This window comes from Actinotalea fermentans (assembly GCF_007991475.1).
Taxonomy (GTDB): Bacteria; Actinomycetota; Actinomycetes; order Actinomycetales; family Cellulomonadaceae; genus Actinotalea; species Actinotalea fermentans.
Map to the genome: position 1 here is coordinate 251185 of NZ_BJYK01000004.1, position 15624 is coordinate 266808.

The following is a 15624-nucleotide window of genomic DNA, read 5'->3' on the forward strand; positions in this document are numbered from 1 at the left end:
ACCTGCCTCGGTGGAGGCCCACGCTGCGCGCGGGACAAGGAACGGGACGCGACCAGGGTATCCGAGTGCCGGAGCACGGGGCCGGGCGACCCCCTCGGCGGCCCTGCCAGCGGGTCTGGGCGCCTCCGCGGCCGGCCCGAAACTTCACCCGAACGGCCGGGGAACGAATGATGATCAACCGGCGTACCGTCGACTAATCGGACAGTTCATCTGAGATCCCCCATCTCAACCTCTATGAGATCCCCCGTCTCATCCCCCATGGAGCACCCGATGAGCACTGCACCACGACTGGTGCGTCGCGCGGCCAGCATGCTGCTGGTCGCCCTGCTCTGCGCCGCTGGGACCGTCGTGATCGGTACGCCGGCCAACGCGACGACAGACTCAGGCTGCCCGCACACGACGTTCCTCGACCCGCTCGGCGGCTGGATCAAGTACGACGGCCTCACCGGCACCACGTACACGTACCCGCAGAAGCCCGGGTACGTCGTCGCCGGCGTCTGCTACAAGGCGTCGACGACGACCGCCTACGTCACGCCCACCGGCACGATCACCTCGACGGTGACGAACGACAACGGCGAGATCAAGGAGATCAGCCACGCCTCCGTGCTCTACCTGCCGCGGCCGATCCCGCCCAAGCCGGCCCCGCACGTGACGGAGGAGCCGTTCACCGCGCAGCCCACGTGCGAGGAGCCCACGGTCCTCGTGGGCGTGATCACCATCACCACCGACTGGGTCTTCGACCGCGCGAGCTGGACGTGGGTACCGGGCGAGCCGGTGGCGGTCGACAACCGCGTGCCGGTCAGCCTCACCGAGGCCGAGCTCGCGGCCTGCCAGCCCAAGCCGGAACCCGTCGTGACCATTGTCACCTTCAGCACGCAGCCGAGCTGCGAGACCCCGAGCGTCATGCTCGGCGACGTCGTCACGACGACCGACTGGATCTGGGACGCCGGCACGTCGAGCTGGGTCCCGGGCGAGCCGGTGGTGGTCGACAACCGCGTGCCGGTCAGCCTCACCGAGGCCGAGCTCGCGGCCTGCGAGCCCAAGCCGGAACCCGTCGTGACCATTGTCACCTTCAGCGCCCAGCCCAGCTGCGAGTCGCCGACCGTCATGCTCGGCGACGTCGTCACGACGACCGACTGGATCTGGGACGCCGAGACGTCGAGCTGGGTCCCCGGCGAGCCGTCGGTGGTCGACAACCGCGTCCCGGCCGGCCTGACCCTGGCCCAGCTTGCCGACTGCGAGCAGCCCGACCCGAGCAAGCCGGACCCCGTGGTCTCGGTGCTGTCGTTCACGGCCGTGCCGACGTGCGCGGCACCCTCGGTCCTCCTCGGCGACGTCACGACGACGACCGACTGGATCTGGGACGCCGAGACGGAGACATGGGTCCCGGGCGAGCCGATCGTGACCGACAACCGCGTCGCTGCGGCCCTCACTCCGGTCCAGCTCGCCGCATGCGCCGCACGGCAGGTCACGGTGGTCGATGCAGTGCGGACCGTACCGACGGCAACCGCCAGGCTCGCCGCGACCGGTAGCCCTGTGCTGCTGCAGACCCTGACGGGGCTCGCCTTCGTCGCACTGGGCGGGTTGGCCCTGCTCGGCCGGCGCCGACTGCGCACCTGACCTCGAGGCGGCGGCGCCGTGGTCGCGGGAGCGACCCGACCACGGCGCCAGCCGTCGTCATCGCGCACTCTCTCGAGAGTCCGAAACCCTCCCATATCAGCGCCAATCGGACTATCGTCGCCCCCACCCCCCCGGTCGAGGAGTCCCCCCATGCGCACCACGCCCGCCCCCGCGAGGCTGCTCCGCGACACCGCCGTCGCCGCCCTGACCGGCCTCGCCCTGGGCGTCGCCGGGCTCGTCGCGCTGGCCGTGCCCGCTGCTGCGGCCCAGGAGACCTGCCCCGACACCGGGGGGGACTGGATCAAGGAGGACGGCGTCGCCGACGGCACGTACACGCTGACGGTCGCCGCGCCGAGCAAGATGGTCATCGTCGAGACGTGCGTCAAGGCCGCGAACGACGTCGCCTTCGCCACCTACTCCCCGGGCGAGAACGTCGTGACGGTCACGAGCCCCGCGACGAACGACGCCGGTGCGCAGCAGTCGATCAGCCACGTCTCGTACCGCCTCGAGATGGTGCCCATGACCCCGGGGGTCTGCGCGCCCGACCTGACCGGCTGCGCACCGGAGACGCCCGCACCCGAGACGCCCGCACCGGCGACGCCGGCTCCGGAGACGCCGGCCCCCGCCGTCCCGGTGACACCGCCCGCGCCCAGCCGTCCGAGCACGCCGTCCGCCCCGGTCGCCGAGGCACCGGCGCAGCCTGAGACGCCGGCCGTCCAGTCACCGGCTCCGCAGGTACCGGCGCAGCCGATCGTCGGCGTCGTGACCGCGCCCGCGCCGGTGCACCACGCGGCGGCTCCCCTCGCGCCGGCGGAGACGACGGCGCTCGCCGCCCCCGGTCCTCGCGGCCTCGCCGTGACGGGCGCCGACGCCTGGGTGGTCCTCGCCGCAGCTCTGCTCGCCGCCCTCGGAGCCGGCGCGGTCGCCCTGCGACGCAGGCTCGGCCAGGACGCCGCGTAGGCCGCCCGAACGCCGCCGACCGCTCGAGGGATCAGCCCAGCACGCCCGGCTTCCAGAGGACGGCGATGGCGATGTTGAGCACCGTCAGCCCGCCGATGCCCGCCCACGCCCAGGTCGGCACGGACGGACGCTTGCGGAAGGCGAACGCGATGCCCAGGATCGCGACGAGCACCAGGAGCTTCACGGCGATCTTCACGTGGTTGATCTCGTAGTCGCCGATCGCCTCGACCATGCCCACGAGCGCCACGCCGGTCAGCAGCTGGGTCCACGCGCCGTGCAGCACGAAGGCGTCGATGCGCCGGGTCTCCGCGCGCAGCTGCACCAGGACGCCACCGATGATGGCCGCGAGGCCGATGAAGTGCAGCACCAGCAGCAGTCCCTTGAGGACCTCCATGACCACCCCTTCGTTCCGGTGCGCACCCGTCGGGTGGGGCGCACGTCGTGATCATCCTAAGGAGACCCTCACGAGCGCCGCGCACCGCGGTTCGGGCCGCACTCCCCGACCGGCCGCTGCTTGCGAGGGCCCGCGCGCCGTATCGTGGTGCGGATGGGCTTCACGCAGCACCTGCGCGCACGCGGTGAGGACGGCCTCGCCGCGCTCCTCGCGCTGCGCCCGGACCTGGCGTCGCCGCCGCCGTCGTCCATCCGTGCCCTGGCCGCCCGGGCGAGCGGACGGACGAGCGTCGAACGGGCTCTGGCGCCCCTCGACGCGCTGACGCTGCAGGTGCTCGAGGCGGTGCTCGCCCTGGCGGGCACCGCGGGCCACCCGAGCGGCCCCACCGCCGCCGAGGTCGCCCGGGCCACCGGTGCCGACCTGGACGCGGTCGCCGCCGCCGCGCGGACGCTCCTCGACCGCTCCCTGCTCTGGTCCGACCCCTGGCCGGTGCCCGACGACGGTCGGCTGCGCCCCTCGCCGGGCCTGGAGGACGTGCTGGGCCCGTACCCGGCGGGCCTCGGCCCCACTCTCACCGCGACCCTGCGCCGCCGCACCCCGCAGGCCCTCGAGCGGCTCGCGGTGGACACCGCGCTGCCCGCGAGCACCGACGACGCCGCGCCGGCCACGACCGCCGACGGCGAGCCGGCCCTGGTCGGCCTGCTCGCCACCCACCTCGCCGCGCCCGCCACGGTGGAACGCCTCCTGGACGACGCCCCGCCCGGCGCCCGGCGCGTGCTCGAGGCGCTGACGTGGGGTCCACCGGTCGGCCAGGCGCCGCAGCCGGGCGGGCCCACCTCGCCGGTCCGCACCGCCGTGCAGTGGCTGCTGCGGCACGGCCTGCTCGCGATGAGCGACACGCAGCACGCGGTGCTCCCGCGCGAGATCGGCCTCGCACTGCGCGGGGACCGCACGCACGCCTCGCCCGCCCACGCCCCCGAGGTCGTCCCGGCCGTGCCGGACCCTGCCGTGGTCGCCGGCGACGGCGCCCGGCACGCCGAGGAGTTCGTCCGCCTCGTCGCGGCCCTCGTCGCGATGTGGGGCGACCAGCCCGCGTCGCAGGTGCGCACCGGTGGCCTCGGGGTACGCGAGCTGCGTCGCCTCGCCGTCCGCCTCGAGGTGACCGACGCCGTGGCCGCCCTGGTCGTGGAGGTCGCGGAGGCGGCCGGCCTCGTCGGCGACGACGGCGCCGAGCAGCCGTCGCTCGTCCCCACCACCGAGGCCGACACCTGGCTGGAGAGGCCCGTCGGCGCCCGGTGGCACGCGCTCGCGCGCGCCTGGCTCGCGTCCGACCACGCCACCTGGCTCGTCGGCAGCCGGGACGAGGGCGGCACGACGCGCGGCGCCCTCGACCCCGAGCTGCGCCGGCCGTGGGTGCCACGGCTGCGCACCACCACCCTCGGCGCCCTCGAGTCCGCCGGCGCCCTCGACCCCGAGCAGGTCATCGAGGTGCTGCGCTGGCGCACGCCGCGGACGCCGCCCGCGGCGCACGGCGTCCAGGCCGTCCTCGCCGAGGCGACGGCGCTCGGCGTCGTCGGGGCGGGTGCGCTCACGCCGCCCGGGCGGGCCCTGCTGGCGGGCCAGGACGCCGGCGCGGCGCTCGAGGCGGAGCTGCCGGCCGCCGTCGGGCACGTGGTGCTGCAGGGGGACCTCACCGGGATCGTGCCGGGCCGGCCCAGCCCCGACCTGGCGGCGCTGCTCGAGCTCGCCGCGCAGGTGGAGTCCCGCGGCGCGGCCCTCACGGTGCGGTTCACCGAGACCAGCGTGCGCCGCGCCCTGGACACCGGGGTCGACGCGCAGGACCTGCTCGAGCGCATCGCCGCGCACGCCCACGGCGCGGTCCCGCAGCCCCTGGAGTACCTGATCGTCGACGTCGCGCGCCGGCACGGGCTGCTGCGCGTGGGCACCGCGTCGTCGTACGTGCGCGCCGAGGACCCGGCCCTGCTCGCGGGGCTGCTCGGGGACCGCGCGCTCGCCGGGCTGCACCTGTTCGCGCTCGCGCCGACGGTGATCGCCGCGCAGGCGCCCGCGCCGCAGCTCGCCGAGGCGCTCCGCGAGCGCGGCCTCGCCCCCGTGCTCGAGGGGCCCGACGGCCAGGTGCTGGTCCTCGGCCAGGCCCCGCACCGGATCCGCCCCCGGCGCGGCCGCCGCGCGGCGGACGCCCCCGCGGACGACGCCGCCGAGGCGCGCGACCGCCGCCTGCACCGGCTCGCCGGTGACCTGCTGGCGGGCGACCGACGCCGGGGCGAGGCCGACGACGACATCGACCCGGGAGACCCGGCCGGCCCTGGTCTGGCCATCGGGCTGCTGCGGGAGGCCGCGGCCGAGCACCGGCCCGTGTGGCTCCAGCTCGTCGGTCCGGACGGCTCGACGTCCCGGCGCCGGGTGCGGCCGCTGCGGGTGGACGCCGGCCGGGTGCGCGTGCTCGACCTCGACCGCGAGGCGGAGCTGACGGTGGCCGTGCACCGGATCGTGGACGTCACGCCGTGACGGGCCCGCTCATCGTCCAGAGCGACAAGACGCTCCTGCTCGAGGTCGACCACCCGGACGGCGACGCCTGCCGCCGCGCGATCGCCCCGTTCGCGGAGCTGGAGCGCGCCCCCGAGCACGTCCACACGTACCGGCTCACGCCGCTCGGCCTGTGGAACGCGCGCGCGGCCGGGCACGACGCCGAGCAGGTCGTCTCCGTGCTGCTCGAGTACTCGCGCTACCCGGTGCCGCACGCGCTCCTCGTCGACATCGCCGAGACCATGGCGCGGTACGGGCGGCTGCAGCTCGTCTCGCACCCGGTGCACGGCCTCCTCCTGCACTCCCTGGACCGCGCGGTCCTCGAGGAGGTGCTCCGCTCGCGGCGCGTGGCCGGGATGCTGGGCGTGCGCCTGGACGCCGACGACGTCGTCGTGCACCCCAGCGAGCGCGGGCGCCTCAAGCAGGCCCTCCTCAAGCTCGGCTGGCCCGCGGAGGACCTGGCCGGGTACGTCGACGGCGAGGCGCACGCGATCGACCTCGACACCTCCGACTGGCACCTGCGCCCGTACCAGGAGCAGGCGGTGGAGAGCTTCTGGCACGGCGGGAGCGGCGTCGTCGTGCTGCCGTGCGGCGCGGGCAAGACGCTGGTGGGCGCCGGCGCGATGGCGCGCTCGCGCACGACGACGCTCATCCTCGTCACGAACACCGTCTCCGCGCGCCAGTGGCGCGACGAGCTCCTGCGCCGCACGACCCTGACCGAGGACGAGATCGGTGAGTACTCGGGGGCCCGCAAGGAGGTGCGCCCGGTCACGATCGCCACCTACCAGGTGCTCACCACCCGCCGGAAGGGCGTCTACCCGCACCTGGAGCTGCTCGACGCGCGGGACTGGGGGCTGATCCTCTACGACGAGGTCCACCTGCTCCCGGCACCAGTGTTCCGGATGACCGCCGACCTGCAGGCGCGACGCCGGCTCGGGCTGACGGCCACGCTGGTGCGCGAGGACGGGCGGGAGGACGAGGTGTTCTCCCTCATCGGGCCCAAGCGGTACGACGCGCCCTGGAAGGACATCGAGGCGCAGGGGTACATCGCGCCCGCCGAGTGCATCGAGGTGCGGCTGACCCTCGCCGACGCCGACCGCCTCGCGTACGCGACCGCCGAGCCGGAGGACAAGTACCGCCTGGCCGCGACGGCGTCGGGCAAGAACCACGTGGTCGAGGCACTGGTCGCGCGGCACCCGGGCGACCAGGCGCTGGTCATCGGGCAGTACCTGGACCAGCTCGACGAGCTGGCCGAGCACCTCGGCGCACCCCTGATCACGGGCGCCACGACCGTCCGCGAGCGGCAGCGGCTGTTCGACGCGTTCCGCGCGGGCGACGTCGAGACGCTCGTCGTGAGCAAGGTCGCGAACTTCTCGGTGGACCTGCCCGAGGCGGCCGTCGCGATCCAGGTGAGCGGCTCGTTCGGGTCGCGCCAGGAGGAGGCGCAGCGCCTCGGCCGGATCATGCGCCCCAAGGCGGACGGGCGGACGGCGCACTTCTACGCCGTGGTCGCGCGCGACACCGTGGACCAGGAGTTCGCGGCGCACCGTCAGCGGTTCCTCGCCGAGCAGGGCTACTCCTACCGGATCGTCGACGCCGAGGACGTGCTGCACCGCGGCTGACCGCGCGGCCGCGGGCCTGCGACCTGGGAGTCCGTTGCGCCCCACCGCCAGGGCGGCCAGGATCGACGGGTGGCACTCCCCCGGCGCGCGGCCCGAGCTCTCGCGGCGGGGTTCGCCGCCCTGACCGGCCTGGTCGCCCTGACCGCCCCCGCGGCGGGCCGCGTCGTGCGCATCGAGGAGCCGGGGCGCCTCGCCGACGAGATCACGGACACCGCGGGCGTGCTCGGCTCGCGGGAGGCGGCCGTGGCCGACGCCCTCGACCGGCTGGCGCGCGAGACCGACCTGCAGCTCTTCGTCGCGTTCGTGGACACCTTCGGCGACTGGGACGCCGCGGCGTGGGCGGAGGAGGCCGCGATCGAGAGCGGGCTCGGCCGCGACGACGTGCTCCTGGCCGTCGCGGTCGGCGACCGCGCCTACGCGATCTCGGTCGACGACGCCCTCGACCTGACCGACGACCAGCTGGACACGGTCGCCGCGGACGTCGAGGACGCCCTGCGTGACGACGACTGGGCAGGCGCCGCGATCGCGGCCGCCGACGGCTACCGCCTCGCGGCGCTCGACGACGGCGACGGCGCATCCGGCGGCGGCTTCCCGTGGCTCCCGGTCGGGCTCGGCGGAGCGGGCGTCGTCGCGCTCGCCGCCCTGCTCGGCCACCGACGGGCGTCCGGCGCCGGCACCCCTGCCGCGCCGGGTGGCGCGCCCGCCACGGGCCCGGCCGCACTGCCGACGGCGGAGCTCACCTCCGTGGCCGCGCGCGGCCTGGTCGCCGTGGACGACGCCCTCAAGGCCTCCGAGCAGGAGCTCGGGTTCGCCCAGGCCCAGTTCGGCATCGACGCGACGGCGCCCTTCGCCGCGGTCCTGGCGACCGGCAAGCAGACGCTCGCGCAGGCCTTCGCGCTGCGCGCGCAGCTCGACGCCGGCGACCAGCCCGAGCCTCGCCGGCGGGAGCTGCTCCTCGAGATCGTGCGCCTGTGCGAGGAGGTCGACGCCGCCCTCGACGCGCAGACGGCCGAGTTCGCGCGCCTACGCGACCTTCAGGCGCGCGCCCCGCAGGTGCTCGCGGAGATCCGCCAGCGCGTCGGCGAGGTGCAGGGGCGGCTGCCCACGGCGCGGGCGGCGTACGAGCAGCTGCAGGCCCGCTACCCCGCGAGCGCCCTCGCCTCGGTGGCCGGGAACCTCGAGGAGGCCGAACGCCTGCTCACCGGGGCCCTGACCAACGTGGACCAGGGCGAGGCCGCCGTGGCGGGCGACCGTGCGGCCGCCGTCGCGCGGGCGCGCCTGGCCGAGGACGCCGTGACACGCGCCGGCACCCTGCTGGACTCGGTGGACCGGGCGGGGACAGACCTGGCCGAGGCCGGGTCCCGCATCGACGCCGCGCTCGCCTCCCTCGCCCAGGACCTCGCCGACGTCGACCGGCTGGCCGCGGGGGACGCCGCCGTCGGGCAGGCTGCGGCGCGCGCCCGGGAAGCCGTGACGGCCGCCGGGGCCGAGCGCGCGGCGGGCGACCCGTTCGCCGTCCTGCGCGCCCTGGCCGAGGCGGAGGCCGCACTCGACGCCGCACTGGCGCCCGCCCGGGAGCACGCGGAGCAGGTCGCGCGCGACCGGGCCCGGCTGGACACCGCGCTCGCGCGTGCGGCGTCGGCGATCGCGGCGACGACGGCCGTCGTGGACACCCACCTGGACGTCGTGGGTGCCGAGCCCCGCACCCGGCTGGCCGAGGCGACCCGCCTGGCCGGGGAGGCCGAGCGCGTCAAGGACACCGACCCCACCGCCGCGCTCAACGGCGCCCTGGCCGCCGAGCAGTTCGCGATGTCGGCCGAGCAGCTGGCCCGTGCCGACATCGACCGGGCCCGCTCGGTCGGGTCCTGGGGCGGTTCCGGCGGGTTCGGCAGCGGCGGCAGCTGGGGCGGCTCTGGCGGCGGCTGGTGGGGCGGCTCGGGCGGCGGCTGGTCCGGGGGCGGCTGGTCGGGCGGCGGCTCGTCGCGGAGCCGGTCGCGCTCGAGCAGCTCGCGGCGGTCGAGCAGCAGCCGCTCCTCGTCCAGCCGGAGCCGGTCCTCGGGTGGCCGCGGCCGCCGCGGAGGGGGTGGCCGTTTCTGACACGCATCGACCAGCACACGCATCGACCAGCACACATCGGAAGGCAGTGACGCATGGCTGAGAAGCAGACGATCCTGGGCCGCATCGCGCAGCTGACGCGGGCCAACATCAACGCACTCCTGGACCGCGCCGAGGACCCGGAGAAGATGCTCGACCAGCTCATCCGCGACTACACGAACTCGATCGCCGAGGCCGAGGAGGCCGTCGCGGTCACCATCGGCAACGTCCGGCTGGCCGAGCAGGACCACGCCGCCGACGTCGCCGCAGCCGCCGACTGGGGCGCCAAGGCCGTCGCCGCGTCCGGCAAGGCGGACCAGCTGCGCGCCGCCGGCAACGCGGCCGAGGCCGACCGGTTCGACGGGCTCGCCAAGGTCGCCCTCTCCAAGCAGATCGCGTTCGAGAACGAGGCCCGCGCCGCGGAGCCCATGATCGCCTCCCAGAACGAGGTGGCGGAGAAGCTCAAGTCCGGCCTGGCCCAGATGAAGGAGAAGCTCGGCGACCTGCGGACGCGGCGCGACCAGCTGGTCGCCCGCGCGAGGTCCGCCCAGGCCCAGGCCCAGGTCCAGGACGCCCTCTCCTCGATCAACGTGCTCGACCCGACGACGGAGGTCGCGCGCTTCGAGGAGAAGGTGCGCCGCGAGGAGGCGCGGGTCGCGGGCAAGGCCGAGATCGCGGCGTCGTCGCTCGACGCGCAGTTCGAGGAGCTCGAGGCCGACGCCGGTGCCGCCGAGGTGGAGGCCCGCCTCGCCGCGCTCAAGGCCGGCGGACCGACCGCCTGATGCCGGACCACGGACGGCCGTCGCCCGGCGGGCGGCGGCCGTCCGGTCGTCCCAGCCACTCACGGCCCCCGATGTCCGTTGCGCCCGTGATGTCCGGTGTGCCCACGCGGCGCGGGAGCGCACGCCGGACCCCGCAACCCGGACTACGATGGCGCCTCGTTGTCCCCCGAGAGGAACGCAGCGAATGGGCGTCCACGACGCAGCGCAATGGCTCCTGCCCGCATGGGTGCGCACCTGTCTCGGTGCCGGCGCCACGGCGTCGCCGTCCGAGATCGAGTACGTCGGTGAGCGGCTGCTCGCGCGGTGGTCCGAGCCCGGTCGGCACTTCCACAACACCCGCCACCTGGCCGACGTGCTCGCCCACGTCGACGAGCTCGCGGAGGAGGCGCACGAGCCCGAGCTCGTCCGCCTCGCGGCCTGGTACCACGGCGCGGTGTTCGACGCCGCGGAGCGCGCGTCGTTCGCCCACCGCGGCGGCGAGGACGAGCGCGCGAGCGCAGCCCTCGCACGGCTCGAGCTCGGCGAGCTCGGCCTGCCGCAGCGGGCCGTCGACCGCGTCGCCGAGCTCGTGACGGCCCTCGCCCGGCACACCCCGATGCCCGGCGACGACGACTGCGCCGTCCTGTGCGACGCGGACCTCGCGATGCTCGCCGCCGAGCCGCAGCGCTACAAGGCCTACCTGACCGCGCTGCGCGCCGAGTACGCGCACATCCCCGTCGAGGACTTCGTCCGCGCGCGCATCGCCATCCTGCGCCGGCTGCAGGAGCGGGCACGCCTGTTCGCGAGCCCGCTCGGCCACGGCTGGGAGGAACCGGCGCGGCAGAACGTCGACGCCGAGCTCCAGCGGCTGGAGAAGGAGCTGCTCACGCTCGAGGCGGAGCACGAGCTCGCCGCGGGCCGCGAGACGACCTCGGCTGCGGAGGCCGACGAGCAGCCGGCCGACGGCTCGTCCCCGGCGTCGCCCGGGTCCACGCCGTCCCTGTCCTGAACCGCCGGCACTGACCCGCCCAGGCCGACCTACCGAGGCCGTCCCTCCGAGGACGAGCCTCCGAGGACGAGCCACCGAGGCCGACCTCCGGGGCTGACACCCCGACGCCCCCGCCCGCCCGACCGTCCACAGGCCCGCCGGGCCACCCCCTGGTTCCCGGCCGCACCCGCCCTACCGTTCCCGGCATCGACGGGAAGGAGCGGAGACATGCGGTACGAGGTGGACAGCGCGCAGGTGGCGCAGGCGAGTGCGGCCGCCGGGGCGTCGGTGGGCGTCATCCGGGCGGAGGTGGCGGCCCTGATGCGGCACCTGACGGAGCTCCAGGCAGGCTGGCGCGGCGGGGCGGCGTCGGCGTTCGGCGGCGTGGTCAGCGAGTGGGGCGTGACGCAGCAACGCGTCGAGGCGAGCCTGGACCAGATCACGGCGGCGCTCAGCGCGGCGGCCCAGCACTACGCGGACGCCGAGGCCGCGGCGACCCGGCTCTTCCTGCGCTGAGGTGGCGCGCGCTCCGGCGGGTGGTTCAATCGCCGGATGCGCGCACGACCGGCCTCGTCATGACGATCCTGGTGGACCCGCCGCTGTGGCCGCGGCACGGGCGCGTCTGGGGGCACCTCGTCAGCGACACCTCGCTCGAGGAGCTGCACGCGCTCGCGGCCGCGGCGGGGATCCCACGGCGCGGGTTCGACCGGGACCACTACGACGTCCCCGCCGAGGCCTACCCGGAGCTGCTGCGGCTCGGGGCACAGCTCGTGGACTCCCGGGAGCTGGTCCGCCGGCTGCGGGCCTCGGGGCTGCGTGTCCGGGCACGGGACCGGCACGCGGGATACTCGTCGCCATGACGGACGGCGCCGCATGATCGAGATCCTCAACCAGGCCGAGCTGGCGCGGGCCCGCGTGACGGGCGCCCTCGTGGCCGAGATCCTCCAGACGATCAGGGCACGGGCCACCGTCGGCACGAACCTGCTCGAGATCGACGCCTGGACGCAGGCGATGATCGTCGGGTCGGGCGCCCAGTCGTGCTACGTCGACTACGCGCCGTCGTTCGGGCGCGGCCCGTTCGCCCACTACATCTGTACGTCGGTCAACGACGCGGTCCTGCACGGCCGCCCGTACGACTACGCCCTGCGCGACGGCGACCTGCTGACCCTCGACCTCGCGGTCACGAAGGACGGCATCGCCGCCGACGCGGCGATCAGCTTCGTCGTGGGCGACGCCCGGCCCGCGGGCAGCCTCGAGCTCATCGAGGCCACGGAGCGGGCGCTCGCGGCGGGCATCGCCGCCGCGCGTCCCGGTGCCCGGGTCGGCGACCTGTCGCACGCGATCGGCACCGTCCTGCGGGCCGCCGGCTACCGGATCAACACCCAGTTCGGCGGTCACGGGATCGGCTCCACCATGCACCAGGACCCGCACGTGTCCAACGACGACCGCCCCGGCCGCGGCTACAAGCTCCGGCCCGGCCTGCTGCTGGCGCTCGAGCCGTGGGTGATGGCGGACACCGCCGACCTCGTCGTGGACGGCGACGGCTGGACTCTGCGCAGCGCGACGGGCTGCCGCACGGCCCACACCGAGCACACGATCGCGATCACGCCGGACGGCGCCGAGATCCTCACCCTCCCGCCGTCGGCCCGCTGAGAGCGCCCTGCCGACCGCAGAGCACTCCCGCCGACCGCAGAGCGGCCGGCCGTCGCCGAGCACGGCCGCAGACGCCGACGGCGGGCGCCCCCCGAAGGGGACACCCGCCGTCTGGGACTGACTGGCTGGACTCAGAAGTCCATGCCGCCCATGCCGCCGTCGCCGGCGCCCGCGGCGCCCGCGTTCTTCTCCGGCTTGTCCGCCACCACGGCCTCCGTGGTGAGGAACAGCGCCGCGATCGACGCGGCGTTCTGCAGCGCGGAGCGCGTGACCTTCACCGGGTCGGCGACGCCGGCCGCGAGCAGGTCCTGGTACTCGCCGGTCGCGGCGTTGAGGCCCTGACCGAGCGGGAGGTTGCGCACCTTCTCGACCACGACGCCGCCCTCGAGGCCGGCGTTGACCGCGATCTGCTTGAGCGGAGCCTCGATGGCCGCCTCGACGATGCGGGCACCGGTGGCCTCGTCGCCCTCCAGCTCGAGCTTCGCGAACGCGTCCTTGCCGGCCTGGATGAGCGCGACGCCACCACCGGCGACGATGCCCTCCTCCACGGCGGCCTTGGCGTTGCGCACCGCGTCCTCGATGCGGTGCTTGCGCTCCTTGAGCTCGACCTCGGTGGCCGCACCCGCCTTGATGACGGCGACGCCGCCGGCGAGCTTGGCGAGGCGCTCCTGGAGCTTCTCGCGGTCGTAGTCCGAGTCGGTGTTGTCGATCTCGGCGCGGATCTGCGCGACGCGACCGGCGATCTGGTCGGTGTCGCCCTGGCCCTCGACGATGGTCGTCTCGTCCTTGGTGACGACGACCTTGCGGGCCTGGCCGAGCAGCTCGAGGCCGGCGTTCTCCAGCTTGAGGCCGACGGTCTCGGAGATGACCTGGCCGCCGGTGAGGATGGCCATGTCCTGCAGCATCGCCTTGCGGCGGTCGCCGAAGCCGGGGGCCTTGACGGCGACCGACTTGAAGGTGCCGCGGATCTTGTTGACGACGAGCGTGGCCAGGGCCTCGCCCTCGACGTCCTCGGCGATGACGAGCAGCGGCTTGCCGGCCTGGATGACCTTCTCCAGCAGCGGCAGCATGTCCTTGACGTTGGAGATCTTGGACTCGACGAGCAGCACGTAGGCGTCCTCGAGGACGGCCTCCTGGCGCTCCGGGTCGGTGACGAAGTACGCCGACAGGAAGCCCTTGTCGAAGCGCATGCCCTCGGTCAGCTCGAGCTCGAGGCCCAGCGCGCTGGACTCCTCGACGGTGATGACACCCTCGTTGCCGACCTTGTCCATGGCCTCGGCGATGAGCTCGCCGATCGCGACGTCCGCGGCGGAGATGGCGGCCGTGGCGGCGATCTCCTCCTTGGTCTCGACGTCCTTCGCGTTCGCCAGCAGGGCGGCGGTGACGGCCTCGACGGCCTTCTCGATGCCGCGCTTGAGGGCGATCGGGTTCGCGCCGGCCGCGACGTTGCGCAGGCCCTCGCGCACGAGTGCCTGGGCGAGAACGGTGGCGGTGGTGGTGCCGTCACCCGCGACGTCGTCGGTCTTCTTGGCGACCTCCTTGACGAGCTCGGCGCCGATCTTCTCGAGCGGGTCCTCGAGCTCGATCTCCTTGGCGATCGAGACGCCGTCGTTCGTGATGGTGGGGGCGCCCCACTTCTTCTCCAGGACGACGTTGCGGCCCTTGGGGCCGAGCGTGACCTTGACGGCATCGGCGAGGGCGTTCATGCCCCGCTCCATACCGCGACGGGCCTCCTCGTCGAAGGCGATGATCTTGGCCATTCGGATGGATCCTCCGGTTGTGGCGGATGAGTCGGCCGAGGTGCCCGCGACGGACGGACCAGGGCGGCGGCGGTCAGGTCCCGCCGCGCTCCGGACCTCACCGTCGGCCGGTCGTGCGTTGTCACTCTCGCATCGAGAGTGCTAAGGCGATTATTGGCACTCGGACCCCGAGAGTGCAAGCAGCCGCCGCCCTCCCGGGGAGGACGACGGCTGCAGCCGGCGGCGAGGGGCCTCAGGTGGCCTGGTAGTCCGTGGCGAGGACGACGACGATGCCCTCCGGCGCGTCCGTCGCGGACTCCACGACCTGGGCGATCCCGAGGGTCTGGGCGACGAGCTGCGCCGTCGTGATGTCGTTGGCCGTGGCGTAGTAGACGACCGAGGCGGCCGGGTCGTCACCGTCCCAGTTCAGCGCCGAGACGTCGGTGAACCCTGCGGCCTCGAGCCGGTCGGACGCGTTGCCGGCCAGCCCCGAGCGGTTCGTCGCGTTGAAGACGTCCACCGGCCGCGCCTGGTCGAGCGGCGGCGGCGGGGGCGGCTCAGGAGTGGCCGTCTCGGTGGGCGTCGCGGCGGGGGTCTCCTCCGCCTGCGTGGGGTCGTCCGCGGGCTCGTCGTCGGCGGGCGGCTGAGCCTCGGTGCCGCTGTCACTGCTCGACAGGCCGTCCCAGTCGGACAGCACGGTCACCGCGGCGTACGCGAGCGCGGGGAAGACGACGAGCACGACGAGGAACGGCCACCACCGGCTCCAGCGCGACCGCGGAGCCCGGTGGACACCCCGAGGACCACCCGCTCGTGCAGCGGCGTCGAACTCGTCGGGGGGATACGGATAGGAGCCCGGCTTCACGCCCGACAGGCTAGCGTGCGGGAAACGGGGTCAGGCGTCGATCCCGAGCCGCCGCGCGGTACGGGCTCGCTGACGGGACGTGCGCATCCGCCGCAGACGCTTGATGAGCATGGGGTCGTACGCCAGGGCGGCCGGCGAGTCGATGAGGGCGTTGAGCACCTGGTAGTACCGCGTCGCCGACATCCCGAACAGCTCGCGGATCGCCTGCTCCTTGGCGCCCGCGTACTTCCACCACTGCCGCTCGAAGCCGATGATCTGCTGGTCCCGCTCCGACAGCCCGGCCGCGGGCGAGACCACGGGGGCGAGTGCGGCGAGCGGGCTGTCCATCGGTCCTCCGTTACCGCCGGCGGCGCCCTGAGGGGGCGTGGTGCCGGTCGCGTGCTG

At 74.8% G+C, this 15624-nt stretch carries 14 protein-coding genes; 10 read left to right on the forward strand and 4 right to left on the reverse strand.

Features of this window, described 5'->3' with window-relative positions; all coding sequences use genetic code 11:
* Nucleotides 1-270 precede the first annotated feature (270 nt).
* Nucleotides 271-1620 (forward strand): hypothetical protein, encoded by a 1350-nt coding sequence (locus tag AFE02nite_RS08455; RefSeq protein ID WP_146819434.1) that lies wholly within the window; start codon nt 271-273, stop codon nt 1618-1620.
* 150 nt (nt 1621-1770) lie between these two features.
* Entirely contained in the window at nt 1771-2580 is an 810-nt protein-coding gene (locus tag AFE02nite_RS08460) for a hypothetical protein (RefSeq protein ID WP_146819435.1), read from the forward strand.
* Nucleotides 2581-2611: 31 nt separating this feature from the next.
* Here the strand turns inward: AFE02nite_RS08460 and AFE02nite_RS08465 are convergent, their stop codons facing one another.
* The gene (locus AFE02nite_RS08465; RefSeq protein ID WP_034250289.1) at nt 2612-2974 is read right to left on the reverse strand and encodes a hypothetical protein; all 363 of its coding nucleotides are present in this window, start codon (nt 2972-2974) and stop codon (nt 2612-2614) included.
* Nucleotides 2975-3127: 153 nt separating this feature from the next.
* Here AFE02nite_RS08465 and AFE02nite_RS08470 point away from each other — a divergent pair, with 153 nt between their 5' ends.
* The 8 genes from AFE02nite_RS08470 (at nt 3128) to map (ending at nt 12639) form a co-directional block, all read left to right on the forward strand.
* Nucleotides 3128-5503, forward strand: coding sequence for a helicase-associated domain-containing protein (locus tag AFE02nite_RS08470; protein ID WP_146819436.1), 2376 nt, complete (start codon nt 3128-3130; stop codon nt 5501-5503).
* A complete protein-coding gene (locus tag AFE02nite_RS08475) occupies nt 5500-7143 on the forward strand; it encodes a DNA repair helicase XPB (protein WP_034249418.1) in 1644 nt (547 codons plus the stop codon). The genes AFE02nite_RS08470 and AFE02nite_RS08475 overlap by 4 nt, the downstream gene beginning before the upstream one ends.
* A 69-nt stretch (nt 7144-7212) precedes the next feature.
* Entirely contained in the window at nt 7213-9240 is a 2028-nt protein-coding gene (locus AFE02nite_RS08480) for a TPM domain-containing protein (RefSeq protein ID WP_146819437.1), read from the forward strand.
* 53 nt (nt 9241-9293) lie between these two features.
* A complete protein-coding gene (locus AFE02nite_RS08485) occupies nt 9294-10019 on the forward strand; it encodes a PspA/IM30 family protein (protein ID WP_034246355.1) in 726 nt (241 codons plus the stop codon).
* Between the two features lie 184 nt (nt 10020-10203).
* Complete coding sequence (locus AFE02nite_RS08490; protein ID WP_034246357.1) at nt 10204-11007, forward strand: HD domain-containing protein; 804 nt, start codon at nt 10204-10206, stop codon at nt 11005-11007.
* A 207-nt stretch (nt 11008-11214) separates the two neighbouring features.
* Entirely contained in the window at nt 11215-11502 is a 288-nt protein-coding gene (locus AFE02nite_RS08495) for a WXG100 family type VII secretion target (RefSeq protein ID WP_034246359.1), read from the forward strand.
* A gap of 59 nt (nt 11503-11561) precedes the next feature.
* Nucleotides 11562-11846 carry a DUF4031 domain-containing protein gene (locus AFE02nite_RS08500; protein ID WP_034246361.1) on the forward strand — a complete coding sequence of 95 codons (285 nt, stop codon included), beginning with the start codon at nt 11562-11564 and terminating at the stop codon, nt 11844-11846.
* A 13-nt stretch (nt 11847-11859) separates the two neighbouring features.
* Nucleotides 11860-12639, forward strand: a complete 780-nt coding sequence (gene map, locus AFE02nite_RS08505; RefSeq protein WP_034246362.1) for a type I methionyl aminopeptidase — start codon at nt 11860-11862, stop codon at nt 12637-12639.
* Between the two features lie 131 nt (nt 12640-12770).
* On the opposite strand, the gene groL is transcribed toward map, so the two are convergent.
* From groL to AFE02nite_RS08520, 3 genes are all read right to left on the reverse strand, one after another.
* The gene (groL, locus tag AFE02nite_RS08510) at nt 12771-14399 is read right to left on the reverse strand and encodes a chaperonin GroEL (protein ID WP_034246364.1); all 1629 of its coding nucleotides are present in this window, start codon (nt 14397-14399) and stop codon (nt 12771-12773) included.
* 232 nt (nt 14400-14631) lie between these two features.
* Nucleotides 14632-15240 carry a LytR C-terminal domain-containing protein gene (locus AFE02nite_RS08515; protein WP_034246366.1) on the reverse strand — a complete coding sequence of 203 codons (609 nt, stop codon included), beginning with the start codon at nt 15238-15240 and terminating at the stop codon, nt 14632-14634.
* A 30-nt stretch (nt 15241-15270) separates the two neighbouring features.
* Entirely contained in the window at nt 15271-15567 is a 297-nt protein-coding gene (locus AFE02nite_RS08520; protein ID WP_034246369.1) for a DUF3263 domain-containing protein, read from the reverse strand.
* Nucleotides 15568-15624: the final 57 nt, after the last annotated feature.

Bases quoted from the DNA above. Each gene is read 5' to 3' on its own strand.
- AFE02nite_RS08455 (WP_146819434.1), top strand. From the start codon at position 271: ATGAGCACTGCACCACGACTGGTGCGTCGCGCGGCCAGCATGCTGCTG.
- AFE02nite_RS08460 (WP_146819435.1), top strand. From the start codon at position 1,771: ATGCGCACCACGCCCGCCCCCGCGAGGCTGCTCCGCGACACCGCCGTC.
- AFE02nite_RS08465 (WP_034250289.1), bottom strand. From the start codon at position 2,974: ATGGAGGTCCTCAAGGGACTGCTGCTGGTGCTGCACTTCATCGGCCTC.
- AFE02nite_RS08470 (WP_146819436.1), top strand. From the start codon at position 3,128: ATGGGCTTCACGCAGCACCTGCGCGCACGCGGTGAGGACGGCCTCGCC.
- AFE02nite_RS08485 (WP_034246355.1), top strand. From the start codon at position 9,294: ATGGCTGAGAAGCAGACGATCCTGGGCCGCATCGCGCAGCTGACGCGG.
- AFE02nite_RS08490 (WP_034246357.1), top strand. From the start codon at position 10,204: ATGGGCGTCCACGACGCAGCGCAATGGCTCCTGCCCGCATGGGTGCGC.
- AFE02nite_RS08495 (WP_034246359.1), top strand. From the start codon at position 11,215: ATGCGGTACGAGGTGGACAGCGCGCAGGTGGCGCAGGCGAGTGCGGCC.
- AFE02nite_RS08500 (WP_034246361.1), top strand. From the start codon at position 11,562: ATGACGATCCTGGTGGACCCGCCGCTGTGGCCGCGGCACGGGCGCGTC.
- map (WP_034246362.1), top strand. From the start codon at position 11,860: ATGATCGAGATCCTCAACCAGGCCGAGCTGGCGCGGGCCCGCGTGACG.
- groL (WP_034246364.1), bottom strand. From the start codon at position 14,399: ATGGCCAAGATCATCGCCTTCGACGAGGAGGCCCGTCGCGGTATGGAG.
- AFE02nite_RS08520 (WP_034246369.1), bottom strand. From the start codon at position 15,567: ATGGACAGCCCGCTCGCCGCACTCGCCCCCGTGGTCTCGCCCGCGGCC.